Raw genomic sequence first — 15,193 nt, forward strand, 5'->3', positions numbered from 1 at the left:
CCTGTCTGCCGGATAACTGCTTCTGGTGCTTTACGCTGCACACCCGGGTCAGTTGCCAACCCTCTGAACCGTTAAGGCCGGTTCATCGCTGCCTGTTTTTTTGAAGCGGTACTACTAAAGAGCGTCGGCATCCTTGCCGGTGTTGCCTGGCTTCCCTGCCATCGCTTCGATGGCGTCCTTGCCGATGTTGCGTGCCTTCCTTGTCTTCCTTGGCAGCATCCTTGCCGCCTCCACCAGGCCTTGTTGGCTGGCTTGAGATGAAGAATATGCATGTATGCATATACAGTCAATGCATTACTGCATTTATTTTAGCTATCGAAATGCACGAGTGCATTTCAGGCCTTGTGGGTTAAGGGTTTGGCGGTTTTCTACAGGCGAAAAAAAGCCCGCGCACTGGCGGGCTTTGTCTTACGTAAGGAGGTTAACGGGCGTACATGCCCCACCAGAACACATGACCGAGGATGCTGATCTGCTCATCCTGAATATCCTGGAAGCTGTAGTCCTCATCCGGGTGTTCATCGCGATTGAAACTGCGCAGGCGAATCCCCGAAGGCAGGCGGTAGAGCTGTTTCACCCGCAGCTGGCCATTGTGGTTGATGGCATACAAGTCGCCATCGACGATATCGCCAATGCCACTCTTGCCCGCGTTCACCCCGACCGTCGCGCCATCGCGCAGCACCGGCAACATACTGTTGCCGCGCACCGTCACACACTTGGCCTGGTCAAACTGCACACCGTTATGCCGCAGGCTGCGCTTGCCGAAACGCAAGCTGGCCTTCTCGCTTTCCTCGATGACGAATCTTCCTGATCCAGCAGCCAATTCAACCTCACGCAGAAAGGGGATCGACACCTCGTCATCATTAACGGGCGTGTCGTCGTCCCACAGGCTTATGTCCTTGAGTTCCGAATGCATCGGGTCGCGCCCGTCATCCCGCAAAGCCCCCACCGCCGCGCGCCCGCGCAAGTGGTCGGTGCTGACGCGGAAATACTCGGCGATGCGTGAGATGTGCTTGTCCGACGGATCAACGATCTTGCCGCTGAGGATCCGCGAGAGTGTGGATTGAGGCACGCCAGTGCGCCGGTGAAGCTCCGTGGGGGAGATCCGGTCGCGGTCTAGGAGTTCTCTTAAGACGGTTGAAACGTTGCGTTTTTGCATAAGGGGGATAGTGCAGGGTGTTTTCAGCATTGGCAAATGCTAATTTGCATAAGTAGTGCATAAACAAGGATGTATTAAGTGACGTTTCGATCAGCAGCGAGGGTTTAACCGCGTGATAGTCTTTCACGCACTATAAGAAGCAGATGGGGGTGTTTGATGGAACAGACCGCATTTTCCGACGCTGACGGGATGACACCGGCAGAGACTGAGATTTCAGAAGACGCCCTGCGCTTCGCTCGCTCAAATAAAAAGTCAATTGCCAGACGCCTGACAGACAAAGCTATCTACCCATCAGAGGAGTCGCCAGTATCCGTCTTCATGGCTGGATCGCCCGGCGCAGGAAAAACAGAGGCTTCAGTCGCTCTTGTAAACCTATTCGCCGACACCCCCATTCTACGAATCGATCCTGATGAACTTCGCAACGAGTTTGCCGCTTACCAAGGGTCAAATTCGTGGCTTTTCCAACGCGGGGTTTCGATTCTGGTCGAAAAAATAATTGACCAGGCGTTGGATCAACGGCAGTCCCTCCTACTCGACGGCACCTTTTCAAACCTTAAGGTCGCCAGGAGCAATGTTGAACGCTCATTGAAAAAAGGACGATTCGTACAGATCTTGTACGTATATCAAAACCCCATGCTTGCTTGGGATTTTGTGAAGGCCCGCGAGGAGGCCGAAGGCAGGAGAATTCGCAAAGAGCATTTTATCGAGCAGTACTTCGCAGCGCGTGACGTAGTGAACGCGCTTAAGCTAGAGTACGGAAGCGACGTTCACGTGGATTTGCTCATCAAGCACATCGACAATTCTGGACGGCTTTACAAAGCGGGCGTCGATAAGATTGACTACCATATCCCAGAGCAATACACGCGGGCCGATCTAGAGGCCATGCTCGGGCCACCATCAGGAGCGCATTGATGATTTCGATCAAGCTGGGCTTGTCCAAAGGCGTAAAAAGCTCCTTTGCCGACTTTATTCGTGACGCAAAATCCGATCAGAAAAAGCGCGTTTACAGTGAGGTTCTCACTGAGGCGACGAAGCAACAGAATCTCGTGATGATGAAGGCAGAGGCGAAAAGAGCCTGATTCCAACCAAACCTCCTTCTCAAAGCCCGACCCAGAGTCGGGCTTTTTATTGGGCCAATTTAGTCACCACACAGGGACACGTTTATAATCCATGCCGCGATGTGCTTTTCGACAGCAGCTTAGCGACATATTCATTTCCCTAGTTGCACCCACCACACCACCACGCTAACCTCCCCGCCGTCGCTGCCAATTCAGCGACCGGGACTGATAACCCGGCAAGATGCAGGCGCACCAGCGCCCCCAAAACCCGATTTGCAGGCGTTTTTTTTCGCCTCACATTTCGTGCAATGGCGGCTGTGCGTGGGAGACCTTCGGGTCTGCCGGGTTCCTGTATCTCCGGTTTATCAGCCTGCGCACAGCTGCCACCCAATTCGCCTGATAACGAATGTGGTAGCTCTCAATTGATATGGGAGTTTTACCGATGACCGCTACAAATCCGTCTGCGTTAACCACCCTCGGCGTCACCCCCTTCTCCTTTCACTCCGACCAACCGCTATTCCGCGTCAACAGCGGTGTTTCCCTGCACGAAGCCCTGCACCACGCCTCCGACCTTCTTCACGTTGCCAAGCAGCTCGCAGAAGATGCGGCGATGTCCAAGGAGACGGACCGTTACGCCTGGGCGTCCCATTACTTGCAGGAGATGGTGAAAGCGGTGATTGATGATGTGGTGAAGGTGTTGGATTCGCCCAGCAACATTCAGTAAGGGTGAAAGTAAGAAGGGGCGGCGCATGTGAATAAATGCGCCGCCCCTTTTTTGTGTTTTACCTGGCCGTTTGTGAACTGCGAAGGGCCGACTTCGCGTGTTAACCTTGCGCCCATCGCAAAAATGCTGGGCCAAGCGCCCAATGCCGATCAGTTACGCGACCACAATTGGGCAAAACGTGGAGCTTTTGGACTTCAGCGATGCAGGCGTTGCGGCCTGCTGGTAAAGCGCGGCGATCCCTTCGCAGCCTCGCTGAAGCTCGACAGCTCCCACATTCGACCTGCTTTGTTTGGACGTCCGCATTTTTAACTGATCGACACTGGGCCAAGCGTGCCCTTTGCCCCATCACTTTCAACGAATTTGCCTACTACCCAATGAGTAAAAACACGTCCGATCTGTCCTCCCACACGCCGATGATGCAGCAGTACTGGCGTCTGAAAAACCAGCACCCTGATCAGTTGATGTTCTATCGCATGGGCGACTTCTACGAGATCTTCTATGAAGACGCGAAGAAGGCCGCCAAGTTGCTGGACATCACCTTGACCGCGCGCGGGCAGTCGGCGGGGCAGTCGATTCCGATGTGTGGGATTCCTTACCATTCGTTGGAAGGCTACCTGGTCAAGCTGGTGAAGCTGGGCGAGTCGGTGGTGATTTGTGAGCAGATCGGCGACCCGGCGACCAGCAAGGGGCCGGTTGAACGTCAGGTGGTGCGCATTATTACGCCGGGTACGGTGAGTGATGAGGCGTTGCTGGATGAGCGTCGTGACAACCTGATCGCGGCGGTGTTGGGCGATGAGCGTTTGTTCGGCCTGTCGGTGCTGGATATCACCAGCGGCAATTTCAGCGTGCTGGAGATCAAGGGCTGGGAGAACCTGCTGGCGGAGCTGGAGCGTATCAACCCGGTGGAGTTGTTGATTCCGGATGATTGGCCGAAGGATTTACCGGCAGAAAAGCGTCGTGGGACCAAGCGTCGTGCGCCGTGGGATTTTGAGCGTGATTCAGCGTTGAAAAGTCTGTGCCAGCAGTTCTCGGTGCAAGACCTTAAAGGTTTCGGTTGCGAAAACCTGACCCTGGCCATCGGCGCCGCCGGTTGTTTGCTCGGCTATGCCAAGGAAACCCAGCGCACCGCCCTGCCGCATTTGCGCAGCCTGCGCCATGAGCGCCTGGACGACACCGTGGTGCTCGATGGCGCCAGCCGTCGCAACCTGGAGTTGGACACTAACCTGGCCGGTGGCCGCGATAACACGCTGCAATCGGTGGTCGACCGTTGCCAGACCGCCATGGGCAGCCGCTTGCTGACCCGCTGGCTGAACCGCCCGCTGCGCGACTTGACCGTGCTGCAAGCGCGCCAGACCTCTATTACCTGCCTGCTGGATGGCTATCGCTTTGAAACGCTGCAGCCGCAGTTGAAAGAAATCGGCGATATCGAGCGCATCCTGGCGCGCATCGGCCTGCGCAATGCGCGGCCGCGTGACCTGGCGCGCCTGCGCGATGCCTTGGGTGCGCTGCCGCAATTGCAAGCGGCGATGGCCCATCTCGACACGCCGCACCTGCAACAGTTGGCCGTGACCGCCGGTACTTACCCGGACCTCGCGGCGCTGCTGGAAAAAGCCATTATCGACAACCCGCCGGCGATCATCCGTGACGGCGGCGTGCTGAAAACCGGTTACGACACCGAGCTGGATGAGCTGCAGTCGCTGAGCGAAAACGCCGGGCAGTTCCTGATTGATCTGGAAGCCCGCGAGAAGGCCCGCACCGGCCTGGCCAACTTGAAGGTCGGTTACAACCGCGTGCACGGCTACTTTATTGAGTTGCCGAGCAAGCAGGCCGAGTCGGCGCCGATCGATTACCAGCGTCGTCAAACCCTTAAAGGTGCCGAGCGTTTCATCACGCCGGAGCTGAAAGAGTTTGAAGACAAGGCGCTGTCGGCCAAGAGCCGCGCTCTGGCGCGCGAGAAAATGCTTTATGAAGCGTTGCTCGAAGATTTGATCAGCCGCCTGGCGCCGTTGCAGGACACCGCCGCCGCCCTGGCGGAACTGGATGTGTTGAGCAACCTCGCCGAGCGCGCGCTGAACCTTGATTTGAACTGCCCGCGGTTTGTCAGCGAGCCGTGCATGCGCATCGTGCAAGGCCGTCACCCGGTGGTGGAGCAGGTGTTGACCACGCCGTTCGTCGCCAACGACCTGTCGCTGGATGACGACACCCGCATGCTGGTGATCACCGGTCCGAACATGGGCGGTAAATCCACCTACATGCGCCAGACCGCCTTGATCGTGTTGCTGGCGCATATCGGCAGCTTTGTGCCGGCGGCCAGTTGCGAGTTGTCGCTGGTGGACCGCATTTTCACGCGGATCGGTTCCAGCGATGACCTGGCCGGTGGCCGTTCGACCTTTATGGTGGAAATGAGCGAAACCGCCAACATCCTGCACAACGCCACCGAGCGCAGCCTGGTGCTGATGGACGAAGTCGGTCGCGGCACCAGCACCTTCGACGGTTTGTCGCTGGCATGGGCGGCGGCCGAGCGTTTGGCGCATTTGCGTGCCTATACGCTGTTCGCCACGCACTATTTCGAGCTGACCGTACTGCCGGAAAGCGAGCCGCTGGTGGCCAACGTGCACCTCAATGCGACCGAGCACAACGAACGCATCGTGTTCCTGCACCATGTGCTGCCAGGGCCGGCGAGCCAGAGTTACGGCCTGGCTGTGGCGCAGTTGGCCGGTGTGCCGAGCGAGGTGATCACCCGTGCCCGTGAGCACCTGAGCCGCCTGGAAGAAACCGCGCTACCCCACGAGATTTCCGTGGCCAGCCCGGCCAAAGCCAGCAACAAACCCAGCGCGCCACATCAAAGCGATATGTTCGCCAGCCTGCCCCATCCGGTGCTGGATGAGTTGGCCAAGCTTGACTTGGACGACTTGACGCCACGCAAAGCGCTCGAAATGTTATATGCACTGAAGACTCGGATATAACGCAGACGCGTGCAAGCTGATAGAATCTCGCGCGGTTTGGGATGCTGCGGGCTTTTAGCCTGGCCTGCAGACTATCGCTCCCGAACCTCGCGAGCCCCACCATAAGGGGTTTCGCTGCCGCCGCCTGAGGAGAAAATTAGAAATGACCTTCGTCGTTACCGACAACTGCATCAAGTGCAAGTACACCGACTGCGTCGAAGTGTGTCCGGTGGACTGCTTCTACGAAGGCCCGAATTTCCTGGTTATCCACCCGGATGAGTGCATCGACTGCGCCCTGTGTGAACCAGAATGCCCGGCCGTCGCTATTTTCTCCGAGGACGAAGTCCCGGCAGAGATGCAGGAATTCATTCAGTTGAACGTCGATCTGGCGGAAATCTGGCCGAATATTACTGAGCGTAAAGATCCGATGCCCGATGCAGCGGACTGGGATGGCAAGAAAGGTAAGATTGCACAACTCGAGCGCTGATAGCGTCGTTGCTCCCAAAAGGCCCTTTGCGGGCCTTTTTGCGTTTCTACGGAGTAGGTTTCACTTTCCTGCAGACGAAAAAAGGGGCGGTATGACCCGCCCACATTTTTTCCCTAGTCCCTGTATTCCTTTTCATCATCCTGATGAATCGCATCCTGCGACGTTCCTTAACCATCGTTCCTTGATGGCTGTGTCAATCCGTGGACACAGGACTGATCTTAGAGAGTTCTGAGGGAAGTTCAACGGGATCCAAGCTGCGCAGAGACAGCATTGAACGCCCAGTCAATTATAAATAATTGTTATTTTTCAATGAAATAGAAAACTCTCTCGAGATTTCGGGATGTCCATGCCCGGTAAAAAAACCAAACACTTACGAAAAAGTAAGTGAATGCTTACACGCGCAATTGCGTAAAGGGGTCATTGAGAACCGCTGGCTGATCAACAGGCATAAAAAAGCCCCGACAAGGTCGAGGCTTCTTTCCTTCAGCGGGATCAGTCGTCGCTGACCGTAATGGTCGGCATCGCCGGTGCCGCCGCTTCCTGCAGGACGATCCGCGCGCCGACGTGACGCGCCAGCTCCTGGTAAATCATAGCGATCGGCCCATCGGGCTCGGCCGCCACGGTGGGCTTGCCGCCGTCGGCCTGTTCACGAATCTCCATCGCCAACGGCAACGAGGCGAGCAATTCGACGCCATACTGGGTCGCCAGCTTCTCGCCACCGCCTTCGCCAAACAGGTGCTCGGCATGCCCGCAGTTGGAGCAAATGTGTACCGCCATGTTTTCCACGACGCCCAGCACCGGGATGTTGACCTTGCGGAACATCTCGACGCCTTTCTTCGCATCGAGCAGCGCCAGGTCCTGCGGCGTAGTCACGATTACCGAACCGGCCACCGGGACTTTCTGCGCCAGGGTCAATTGGATATCACCGGTGCCAGGCGGCATGTCGATCACCAGGTAATCCAGGTCACCCCAGGCGGTCTGGGTGACCAATTGCAGCAACGCACCGGAGACCATCGGCCCGCGCCAGACCATCGGCGTGTTGTCATCGGTAAGGAAGGCCATGGACATGACCTCCACGCCCATCGACTCGATCGGCACGAACCATTTCTGGTCCTTGACCTTCGGTCGGGTGCCTTCGGCGATGCCGAACATCACGCCTTGGCTTGGGCCATAGATGTCGGCGTCGAGAATGCCCACGCGGGCCCCTTCACGGGCCAGGGCCAGGGCCAGGTTGGCTGCGGTGGTGGACTTACCCACACCGCCCTTGCCGGACGCCACGGCGATCACGTTCTTGACGTTGGCCAGGCCCGGGATCTGCGCCTGAGCCTTGTGCGGGGCGATCACGCACTGAATGTCGACCTTGGCCGAACGCACGCCGTCCAGGCCCTCGATGGCCATTTGCAGCATCTGCGACCAGCCGCTCTTGAACAGGCCTGCGGCATAGCCCAGTTCCAACTGGACCGAGACCTGGTCGCCCTGGACCTCGATGGCTCGTACACAGCCGGCAGTGACCGGGTCCTGGTTCAAATAGGGGTCGGTGTATTGGCGAAGAACGGCTTCCACCGCTGCGCGATTGACGGCGCTCATGGGCTACTCCCGAAAAAAGACTGACTGAAACAGGCGGCTATCCTAACCGTTCCGGCCGCCCAGCGGCATGCTTTCGCAGGCCTGGGAAGATTCAGAAACAGCACCACGGGGTGAAATATATTTCCCGGCGCTTTATAGTGGCCGACCTCCGTTTCATCAAGTAGCCGAGCCCCATGTCCGAGCCACGCAAGATCCTCGTCACCAGCGCCCTGCCCTATGCCAATGGTTCCATCCATCTTGGCCATATGCTTGAGTACATCCAGACCGATATGTGGGTGCGCTTCCAGAAGCATCGCGGCAATCAATGCATTTATGTCTGCGCGGACGACGCCCACGGTTCGGCCATCATGTTGCGCGCCGAAAAGGAAGGGATCACCCCGGAACAACTGATCGCCAATGTGCAGGCTGAACACAGCGCCGACTTTGCCGAGTTCCTGGTGGATTTCGACAACTTCCACTCGACCCACTCCGACGAAAACCGCGAGCTGTCGAGCCAGATCTACACGCGTTTGCGCGACGCCGGGCACATTGCCACGCGTTCGATCACGCAGTATTTCGACCCGGAAAAGAAAATGTTCCTGGCCGACCGCTTCATCAAGGGTACCTGCCCTAAATGCGGCACTGAAGACCAGTACGGCGACAACTGCGAGAAGTGCGGTGCCACCTACGCACCGACTGACCTGAAGAACCCGCGGTCGGCTATCTCCGGCGCCATCCCGGTGCTCAAGGATTCCCAGCACTTCTTCTTCAAGCTCCCGGATTTCCAGCAGATGCTGCAAACCTGGACCCGCAGCGGCACCCTGCAGGACGCCGTGGCCAACAAGATCGCCGAATGGCTGGATGCAGGCCTGCAACAGTGGGACATTTCCCGCGATGCACCGTACTTCGGTTTCGAGATCCCGGACGAGCCAGGCAAGTACTTCTATGTATGGCTGGACGCGCCGATCGGCTACATGGCCAGCTTCAAGAACTTGTGCGACCGCACGCCGGAGCTGGACTTCGATGCCTTCTGGGCCAAGGACTCCACCGCCGAGCTGTACCACTTCATCGGCAAGGACATCGTCAACTTCCACGCCCTGTTCTGGCCGGCGATGCTTGAAGGTTCGGGCTACCGCAAACCGACCGGCATTGCCGTGCACGGCTACCTGACGGTCAACGGCCAGAAGATGTCCAAGTCCCGTGGCACCTTTATCAAGGCACGCACGTACCTGGACCACCTGTCGCCGGAATACCTGCGCTACTACTACGCGTCCAAACTGGGCCGTGGCGTCGACGACCTGGACCTGAACCTGGAAGACTTCGTACAGAAGGTCAACTCGGATCTGGTCGGCAAAGTCGTCAACATCGCCAGCCGTTGCGCCGGGTTTATCCATAAGGGTAATGCCGGCCTGCTGGTGGCCGAAAACGCCGCACCGGAGCTGACCGAGGCGTTCCTGGCTGCCGCGCCAAGCATTGCCGACGCCTATGAAGCCCGCGACTTTGCCCGCGCCATGCGCGAGATCATGGGCCTGGCCGACCGCGCCAACGCTTGGATCGCCGACAAGGCCCCGTGGTCGCTGAACAAGCAGGAAGGCAAGCAGGCTGAAGTCCAGGCTATTTGCGCCACAGGCGTCAACCTGTTCCGCCAGTTGGTGATCTTCCTCAAACCGGTGCTGCCGTTACTGGCCGCCGATGCCGAGGCGTTCCTCAACGTTGCGCCGCTGGTCTGGAACGACCACGCCACCTTGCTCAGCAACCATCAGTTGAACGAGTTCAAGCCGTTGATGACCCGTATCGACCCAGTGAAAGTCCAGGCCATGACCGACGCTTCGAAAGAAGACCTGGTCGCCAGCCAGACCGATACCGGCGAAGCGGCACCGGCCGGCAATGGTGAATTGGCCAAGGACCCGATTTCCGCGGAAATCGATTTCGACGCCTTTGCCGCCGTGGACCTGCGTGTCGCGCTGATCGTCAAGGCCGAAGCCGTGGAAGGGGCCGACAAGCTGCTGCGCCTCACCCTCGACCTCGGTGGCGAGCAACGCAACGTGTTCTCCGGGATCAAAAGTGCTTATCCAGACCCGTCCAAGCTCGATGGTCGCCTGACCATGATGATCGCCAACCTCAAACCACGGAAAATGAAGTTCGGCATTTCCGAAGGCATGGTGATGGCGGCCGGCCCTGGTGGAGAAGAAATCTACTTGCTGAGCCCGGACAGCGGCGCCAAGCCGGGTCAACGCATCAAGTAAAACGGTGTGGTGAGAGGGCTGTTGTGACGCGCGGGCTTGCCCCGCGCTGTGGCACCCAGCAGCCCTAAACCGGGCATCCGGTTCCATCGGTGTAAAATGCAGCGGCCCTCAGTAGGGCCGCTTCGCAGCCCTACGCGGGGCAAGCCCGCTCGCCACGACAGGCCTGCCCGCCACAACAGGCCCTGTTTGCTTAACCGGCATGCCAGTGATTCCCTCATGACTCTGATTCAACGTATCGACGCGCTGCTGCCGCAGACCCAATGCGGCAAGTGTGGGCACCCGGGCTGCAAGCCTTACGCCGAGGGCATCGCGCTTGGCGAGGCGATCAACAAGTGCCCGCCCGGTGGGCAGGAAACCATCGCAGGACTTGCACAATTGCTACGTGTGCCGGTGCTGGAACTGGACACCTGCCGAGGCGAGGCCCCAGCACAAGTCGCCTATATTCGCGAAGCCGAGTGCATCGGCTGCACCAAATGCATCCAGGCCTGCCCGGTGGATGCGATTGTCGGCGCCGCCAAGTTGATGCACACCGTCATCATGGATGAGTGCACAGGTTGCGACCTGTGTGTCGCGCCCTGCCCTGTCGACTGCATCGAGATGCGCCCAGCGGCCAATGTGGTGCCGATCGTGGGCGGCCTGGCGGCTGATGATCACCAACGCCAGGAACGTGGCCTCAAGCGCGACCGCGCGCGGCGACGCTATGAACAACGCAGTGCGCGCCTGCAACGGGAAGAAGCGCACAAGCTCGCCGAACGACTGGCACGGGCCAAGCGCTCAACGCCGGTTGCGCCCGTACAGGCTGATACCGCTCAAGCGGCCAGGGATGCGGCGGTCAAGAAAGCCAAAATCACTGTCGCAATGAGTCGTGCCCAGTTGCACAAGTCCTTGAAGGCGTTTGGTCACCCACCGACGTTTGAGCAACAGTCGCAGTTGATCGTCCTGCAACAGCAGTTCGAAGCGGCAGAGCAGGCACTTGCAACCCTGGAAGTGAGCAGCCCGGCGCCCCTGCCGCCACAAAAAGACCCGGCGCTCAAACGCGCCAAAATCCAGCTTGCCATGCGTCGCGCCGAACTGAAAAAGGCGCAGGACCTGAACGCTGACGAACAGCAACTGACAACCTTGAGCGCCGCGCTGTCCAGCGCAGAGCAAGCCTTGCATGACGCCGAAGCCGGCAGTGAGCAACCCCGGCCAGACTTGCAGCGCGTGGAAAAACGCCCCATCGACGCCGAACTGCGTCAGCTGAAAACCGCCCTGGCTTATGCCCGGGCCGATGTGAGCAAGTTACAACGCCAAGCGGACGTCAGCGCAGATGAACTGAAAGCCGCACAACGCAAGCTGGATGATGCGCAGCGCCAAGTGGACGCCCATAGCGGCGCCTGATCGGCCACAGGCGCTGCCGGCTGTGCTGGCGATGGTTTATCCTGCAAAGCCTGCGCCTAATTTGAAAACCACGTTGACCGCCTGCAAGGAAACGCCTGCCCCATGAACGCCGCAAAACGCCTGGAAATTTTCCGCAGGTTTCACGAAGACAATCCGGAGCCCAAAACCGAACTGGCCTACTCTTCGCCGTTCGAATTGTTGATTGCGGTGATCTTGTCGGCCCAATCCACTGACGTGGGCGTTAACAAGGCTACGGCCAGGCTTTACCCGGTGGCCAACACGCCTGAGGCCATTTACGCCTTGGGCGTGGAAGGTTTGTCGGAGTACATCAAGACCATCGGCCTGTACAACAGCAAGGCCAAGAACGTCATCGAAACCTGCCGCCTGCTGGTGGAGTTGCATGGCAGCGAGGTGCCACAAACTCGCGAAGCCCTGGAAGCACTCCCCGGCGTGGGTCGCAAAACCGCCAATGTCGTGCTCAATACCGCGTTTCGGCAGCTGACCATGGCGGTGGACACCCATATCTTTCGCGTCAGCAACCGAACCGGCATCGCCCGCGGCAAGAATGTGGTGGAGGTAGAAAAGCAGCTGATGAAGTTCGTGCCCAAGCCATATTTGCTCGACTCCCACCACTGGTTGATTCTTCACGGGCGCTACGTTTGTCAGGCCCGCAAACCCCGCTGTGGCAGCTGCCGTATCGAAGACCTGTGCGAATACAAGGACAAGACGTCCGACGATTGAGGGATCATTGGTTTTCTCGATCAGTCGATTGAAAAAATCTTTTTTACCCGTTCATGGATTATCGTTATAAGGAGCGCCAACGGCAGTCTTAGCCTGGAGTTAACCTTATGAGCACTGGCAAAGAACAACTGGATGTAGACGACGACCTCGTTGCAGAGTCGGACGACGATGGAGACGCACCTGTTGCAGAGGTGGCCAAGACCAATTTGAGCAAACGCCGCACTATCGATAACCTTCTGGAAGAGCGACGCTTGCAAAAACAACTGGCCGATTACGACTTCGATCTCTGATCGACCCGTTGACGACCGGAAGCCTCCCTGACGGAGGCTTTTTTCTGCCGGTGGTTCTAGCTCGGTGCGCAATGGCACCCGCCCTACACGAGGCCGTTGCGCTGGGCCAGTTCGATCAGATCCACGAGCGAACGCGCATTGAGCTTGAGCAACAGACGAGTCTTGTAGGTACTGACGGTTTTGTTGCTCAGGAACATACCGTCTGCGATCTCCTTGTTGGTTTTGCCACGGGCCAGTTGCTGCAACACCATCATCTCGCGACCCGACAAGCGCTCGACCATGTCCGCTTCGCTGGCATTGCCCATGGTGGAGCGGACCGAGTTGAGCGCCTGGTTAGGGAAATAGCTGTAGCCGGAGAGGACCGCCTTGATGGCGCTCAACAACTCGGTTAGATCCTGTTGCTTGCATACGTAGCCAGCCGCCCCCGCCTGCATGCAGCGCATCGAAAAATGGCCGGGCGCCTGAGATGTCAGCACCAGCACCTTGACGGGCGCAGGCTGCTTGGTAGACGCCAGGCGACAAATAACTTCCAGCCCATCAAGCTTGGGTATCCCGATATCCAGTATGACAATGTCTGGCACATGTTCCCGTGCAAGTTGCAACGCATCGACGCCGTTATCAGTCTCGGCAACGACTTCATAACCATGACGTTCCATTAGCATGCGCACAGCAAGACGAATGACGGGATGATCATCCACGATCAGCACTTTATTCATGAGAAAGTCCAATTTCGCTGTTCGAATTATTTAGAGCAAGCACAATAGCCTAGTCGTTTCCTAGTTGGCATAGCGCTCCCCCCCAAGCAACAGCAAGCAGAGACCCAACCCACAACGATATAGGAATTACCCTACAAAAAATCACAACTTCAGGCGCATCCGGTTTTACGGAGACTTTCAGAACTTTCCGGGGCCATACATATCTTGAGTTAAACATCCGGCACATAAGCGGTACGCCGTCTATGCACCGCACAGGGTTTTCAGGAAACGCCCCTTGCTTGTCGCGGCCAGGCGAGTGAGCAGGTGAAATACAATCAACGGTTTCAGTTCCATACAACATACCTGCTTACACCCTTATTTCCTACGGAATATTCAGCGACCTACACACTCACCTTACTTACGTAGTGAATCTTCTGTAAGACATAGTTCCTATTCAGGTGTAAAAATTTCATTCATCCACGCAGAAATAAACACGCCACCAAGGGTGGCGCCACTCTCAACTTCGATATTCAACAAAACTTAAACAACCTCGCCAAACGATAAACATCACGCCCTATTTAAAGCGCGCGTCTTTATAGCCAGGCAAAAAAAATGGCCCCTTGAACAAGGGGCCATTTTTCACAACGAGGGGAACACTCAGAACAGCTTGCGACCCTTGTTGGCAGCAATGCGCATGCGCAGCGCATTCAACTTGATGAAGCCTGCCGCGTCCGCCTGGTTATAAGCACCGCCGTCTTCTTCGAAGGTGGCGATATTGGCGTCGAACAGCGACTCATCAGACTTGCGACCGGTAACGATCACGTTGCCTTTGTACAGCTTCAAGCGCACCACGCCGTTCACGTGAGCCTGGGAGGCGTCGATCATCTGCTGCAGCATCAGACGCTCTGGGCTCCACCAGTAGCCGGTGTAGATCAGGCTGGCGTACTTGGGCATCAACTCGTCTTTGAGGTGAGCCACTTCGCGGTCCAGGGTGATGGACTCGATGGCGCGGTGAGCACGCAGCATGATGGTGCCGCCCGGGGTTTCGTAGCAGCCACGGGACTTCATGCCCACATAGCGGTTCTCGACGATGTCGAGACGGCCGATACCGTGTTCACCACCGATACGGTTCAGGGTCGCCAGCACGGTGGCCGGGGTCATTTCGACGCCGTCCAGCGCGACGATGTCGCCGTTGCGGTAGGTCAGTTCCAGGTATTGGGCCTTGTCAGGAGCGTTCTCCGGGGAGACGGTCCATTTCCACATGTCTTCTTCGTGCTCGGTCCAGGTGTCTTCCAGCACGCCGCCTTCATAGGAGATGTGCAGCAAGTTGGCGTCCATCGAGTACGGGGACTTCTTCTTGCCGTGACGCTCGATCGGGATGGCGTGCTTTTCAGCGTAATCCATCAGCTTTTCACGGGACAGCAGGTCCCACTCACGCCAAGGGGCAATCACTTTCACGCCAGGCTTGAGCGCGTAGGCACCCAGTTCGAAACGCACCTGGTCGTTGCCTTTGCCGGTAGCGCCATGGGAAATGGCGTCGGCGCCTGTTTCGTTGGCGATTTCGATCAAGCGTTTGGCGATCAGCGGACGTGCGATGGAAGTACCCAGCAGGTACTCGCCTTCGTAGACGGTGTTGGCGCGAAACATCGGGAAGACGAAATCGCGGACGAATTCTTCGCGCAGGTCGTCAATGTAGATCTCTTTCACGCCCATGGCTTGCGCCTTGGCACGTGCAGGTTCGACCTCTTCGCCCTGACCCAGGTCAGCGGTGAAGGTCACCACTTCACAGTTATAAGTATCCTGCAGCCACTTGAGGATCACCGAAGTGTCCAGGCCGCCGGAATACGCGAGAACGACCTTGTTTACGTCGGCCATGCCATCACTCCACGGGGTTGTACGGAAAGC

General features: G+C 57.8%; 13 protein-coding genes. 9 read left to right on the forward strand and 4 right to left on the reverse strand.

Going from position 1 to position 15,193, the window contains the following annotated elements:
- Positions 1 to 421 precede the first annotated feature (421 nt).
- A complete protein-coding gene (locus ACDZ94_RS18705) occupies positions 422 to 1,156 on the reverse strand; it encodes a LexA family transcriptional regulator (protein ID WP_094949894.1) in 735 nt (244 codons plus the stop codon).
- 189 nt (positions 1,157 to 1,345) lie between these two features.
- Here ACDZ94_RS18705 and ACDZ94_RS18710 point away from each other — a divergent pair, with 189 nt between their 5' ends.
- The 5 genes from ACDZ94_RS18710 (at position 1,346) to fdxA (ending at position 6,370) form a co-directional block, all read left to right on the forward strand.
- The gene (locus ACDZ94_RS18710) at positions 1,346 to 2,068 is read left to right on the forward strand and encodes a zeta toxin family protein (RefSeq protein WP_177016648.1); all 723 of its coding nucleotides are present in this window, start codon (positions 1,346 to 1,348) and stop codon (positions 2,066 to 2,068) included.
- Complete coding sequence (locus tag ACDZ94_RS18715; protein ID WP_177016320.1) at positions 2,068 to 2,235, forward strand: hypothetical protein; 168 nt, start codon at positions 2,068 to 2,070, stop codon at positions 2,233 to 2,235. Before ACDZ94_RS18710 ends, ACDZ94_RS18715 begins: the two co-directional genes overlap by 1 nt.
- Positions 2,236 to 2,656: 421 nt before the next feature.
- Positions 2,657 to 2,938, forward strand: coding sequence for a DUF3077 domain-containing protein (locus ACDZ94_RS18720; RefSeq protein ID WP_432750580.1), 282 nt, complete (start codon positions 2,657 to 2,659; stop codon positions 2,936 to 2,938).
- Between the two features lie 374 nt (positions 2,939 to 3,312).
- Positions 3,313 to 5,904 (forward strand): DNA mismatch repair protein MutS, encoded by a 2,592-nt coding sequence (gene mutS / locus ACDZ94_RS18725; protein WP_407017697.1) that lies wholly within the window; start codon positions 3,313 to 3,315, stop codon positions 5,902 to 5,904.
- Between the two features lie 142 nt (positions 5,905 to 6,046).
- Positions 6,047 to 6,370 carry a ferredoxin FdxA gene (gene fdxA / locus ACDZ94_RS18730; RefSeq protein ID WP_064450939.1) on the forward strand — a complete coding sequence of 108 codons (324 nt, stop codon included), beginning with the start codon at positions 6,047 to 6,049 and terminating at the stop codon, positions 6,368 to 6,370.
- Between the two features lie 492 nt (positions 6,371 to 6,862).
- Here the strand turns inward: fdxA and apbC are convergent, their stop codons facing one another.
- Positions 6,863 to 7,957 carry an iron-sulfur cluster carrier protein ApbC gene (gene apbC / locus ACDZ94_RS18735; RefSeq protein WP_262667133.1) on the reverse strand — a complete coding sequence of 365 codons (1,095 nt, stop codon included), beginning with the start codon at positions 7,955 to 7,957 and terminating at the stop codon, positions 6,863 to 6,865.
- 173 nt (positions 7,958 to 8,130) lie between these two features.
- Here apbC and metG point away from each other — a divergent pair, with 173 nt between their 5' ends.
- From metG to ACDZ94_RS18755, 4 genes are all read left to right on the forward strand, one after another.
- On the forward strand, positions 8,131 to 10,182 hold the full coding sequence (gene metG, locus ACDZ94_RS18740; RefSeq protein WP_262667132.1) for a methionine--tRNA ligase: 2,052 nt from the start codon (positions 8,131 to 8,133) through the stop codon (positions 10,180 to 10,182).
- Positions 10,183 to 10,398: 216 nt separating this feature from the next.
- Positions 10,399 to 11,562 (forward strand): electron transport complex subunit RsxB, encoded by a 1,164-nt coding sequence (rsxB, locus tag ACDZ94_RS18745; RefSeq protein ID WP_432750581.1) that lies wholly within the window; start codon positions 10,399 to 10,401, stop codon positions 11,560 to 11,562.
- A 102-nt stretch (positions 11,563 to 11,664) separates the two neighbouring features.
- Complete coding sequence (nth, locus tag ACDZ94_RS18750) at positions 11,665 to 12,303, forward strand: endonuclease III (protein WP_064450935.1); 639 nt, start codon at positions 11,665 to 11,667, stop codon at positions 12,301 to 12,303.
- A gap of 107 nt (positions 12,304 to 12,410) precedes the next feature.
- The gene (locus tag ACDZ94_RS18755; protein ID WP_064450934.1) at positions 12,411 to 12,593 is read left to right on the forward strand and encodes a PA3496 family putative envelope integrity protein; all 183 of its coding nucleotides are present in this window, start codon (positions 12,411 to 12,413) and stop codon (positions 12,591 to 12,593) included.
- Positions 12,594 to 12,676: 83 nt separating this feature from the next.
- Here the strand turns inward: ACDZ94_RS18755 and ACDZ94_RS18760 are convergent, their stop codons facing one another.
- Entirely contained in the window at positions 12,677 to 13,309 is a 633-nt protein-coding gene (locus ACDZ94_RS18760; protein ID WP_053254650.1) for a response regulator transcription factor, read from the reverse strand.
- Positions 13,310 to 13,945: 636 nt separating this feature from the next.
- The gene (locus ACDZ94_RS18765) at positions 13,946 to 15,163 is read right to left on the reverse strand and encodes an argininosuccinate synthase (RefSeq protein ID WP_048720141.1); all 1,218 of its coding nucleotides are present in this window, start codon (positions 15,161 to 15,163) and stop codon (positions 13,946 to 13,948) included.
- Between the last annotated feature and the right edge of the window lie 30 nt (positions 15,164 to 15,193).

The organism is Pseudomonas sp. UBT, assembly GCF_050915955.1.
In the GTDB taxonomy this organism is placed as follows: Bacteria; Pseudomonadota; Gammaproteobacteria; order Pseudomonadales; family Pseudomonadaceae; genus Aquipseudomonas; species Aquipseudomonas antarctica_A.

What these genes read in the sequence shown, in the direction of transcription:
- ACDZ94_RS18705 (WP_094949894.1), bottom strand. Translation starts at nt 1,156, where the DNA reads ATGCAAAAACGCAACGTTTCAACCGTCTTAAGAGAACTCCTAGACCGC.
- ACDZ94_RS18710 (WP_177016648.1), top strand. Translation starts at nt 1,346, where the DNA reads ATGACACCGGCAGAGACTGAGATTTCAGAAGACGCCCTGCGCTTCGCT.
- ACDZ94_RS18715 (WP_177016320.1), top strand. Translation starts at nt 2,068, where the DNA reads ATGATTTCGATCAAGCTGGGCTTGTCCAAAGGCGTAAAAAGCTCCTTT.
- ACDZ94_RS18720 (WP_432750580.1), top strand. Translation starts at nt 2,657, where the DNA reads ATGACCGCTACAAATCCGTCTGCGTTAACCACCCTCGGCGTCACCCCC.
- mutS (WP_407017697.1), top strand. Translation starts at nt 3,313, where the DNA reads ATGAGTAAAAACACGTCCGATCTGTCCTCCCACACGCCGATGATGCAG.
- fdxA (WP_064450939.1), top strand. Translation starts at nt 6,047, where the DNA reads ATGACCTTCGTCGTTACCGACAACTGCATCAAGTGCAAGTACACCGAC.
- apbC (WP_262667133.1), bottom strand. Translation starts at nt 7,957, where the DNA reads ATGAGCGCCGTCAATCGCGCAGCGGTGGAAGCCGTTCTTCGCCAATAC.
- metG (WP_262667132.1), top strand. Translation starts at nt 8,131, where the DNA reads ATGTCCGAGCCACGCAAGATCCTCGTCACCAGCGCCCTGCCCTATGCC.
- rsxB (WP_432750581.1), top strand. Translation starts at nt 10,399, where the DNA reads ATGACTCTGATTCAACGTATCGACGCGCTGCTGCCGCAGACCCAATGC.
- nth (WP_064450935.1), top strand. Translation starts at nt 11,665, where the DNA reads ATGAACGCCGCAAAACGCCTGGAAATTTTCCGCAGGTTTCACGAAGAC.
- ACDZ94_RS18755 (WP_064450934.1), top strand. Translation starts at nt 12,411, where the DNA reads ATGAGCACTGGCAAAGAACAACTGGATGTAGACGACGACCTCGTTGCA.
- ACDZ94_RS18760 (WP_053254650.1), bottom strand. Translation starts at nt 13,309, where the DNA reads ATGAATAAAGTGCTGATCGTGGATGATCATCCCGTCATTCGTCTTGCT.
- ACDZ94_RS18765 (WP_048720141.1), bottom strand. Translation starts at nt 15,163, where the DNA reads ATGGCCGACGTAAACAAGGTCGTTCTCGCGTATTCCGGCGGCCTGGAC.